The organism is Rhodococcus sp. NPDC057529 (assembly GCF_042802055.1).
In the GTDB taxonomy this organism is placed as follows: Bacteria; Actinomycetota; Actinomycetes; order Mycobacteriales; family Mycobacteriaceae; genus Rhodococcus_F.
This window is the reverse complement of record NZ_JBHVEY010000070.1, coordinates 1-1209: the sequence shown is the minus strand read 5'-3', so window position 1 is coordinate 1209 and position 1209 is coordinate 1. Positions and strand designations below refer to the sequence as shown.

Here is a 1209-nt window from a genome sequence, read left to right as displayed (position 1 = left end):
GTGTGTTGTTTCAGATACTGCACAGTGGACGCGTAGCTTCTTTGTGGTAAGTCCTCGGCCTATTAGTACCAGTCACCTGCACCAGTTACCTGGCTTCCAGTTCTGGCCTATCAACCCGGTGGTCTGCCGGGGGCCTTACCCCCTCGAGGGGGTGAGAAACCTCATCTTGGAACAGGCTTCCCGCTTAGATGCTTTCAGCGGTTATCCCTTCCGAACGTAGCTAACCAGCGGTGCTCCTGGTGGAACAACTGGCACACCAGAGGTTCGTCCGTCCCGGTCCTCTCGTACTAGGGACAGCCTTCCTCAAGTTTCTAACGCGCGCGGCGGATAGAGACCGAACTGTCTCACGACGTTCTAAACCCAGCTCGCGTGCCGCTTTAATGGGCGAACAGCCCAACCCTTGGGACCTACTCCAGCCCCAGGATGCGACGAGCCGACATCGAGGTGCCAAACCATCCCGTCGATATGGACTCTTGGGGAAGATCAGCCTGTTATCCCCGGGGTACCTTTTATCCGTTGAGCGACACCGCTTCCACTTGCCGGTGCCGGATCACTAGTCCCGACTTTCGTCCCTGCTCGACCTGTCAGTCTCACAGTCAAGCTCCCTTGTGCACTTGCACTCGACACCTGATTGCCAACCAGGCTGAGGGAACCTTTGGGCGCCTCCGTTACATTTTGGGAGGCAACCGCCCCAGTTAAACTACCCACCAGGCACTGTCCCTGAACCAGATCATGGTCCGAGGTTAGAGGTCCAATACGATCAGAGTGGTATTTCAACAACGACTCCACACTCACTGGCGTGAGCGCTTCACAGTCTCCCACCTATCCTACACAAACCGAACCGAACACCAATACCAAGCTGTAGTGAAGGTCCCGGGGTCTTTTCGTCCTGCCGCGCGTAACGAGCATCTTTACTCGTAATGCAATTTCGCCGAGTCTATGGTTGAGACAGCTGAGAAGTCGTTACGCCATTCGTGCAGGTCGGAACTTACCCGACAAGGAATTTCGCTACCTTAGGATGGTTATAGTTACCACCGCCGTTTACTGGGGCTTAAATTCTCAGCTTCGCCACAAGTGGCTAACCGGTCCTCTTAACCTTCCAGCACCGGGCAGGCGTCAGTCCGTATACATCGTCTTACGACTTCGCACGGACCTGTGTTTTTAGTAAACAGTCGCTTCTCACTGGTCTCTGCGGCCCCACCCAGCTCA

1 rRNA gene is annotated in these 1209 nt (G+C 55.3%); it reads right to left on the bottom strand.

From position 1 onward, the window contains the following. Positions 1 to 42 precede the first annotated feature (42 nt). Positions 43 to 1209: ribosomal RNA gene (locus ACFU5V_RS43050) — 23S ribosomal RNA — on the bottom strand; the annotation flags it as partial.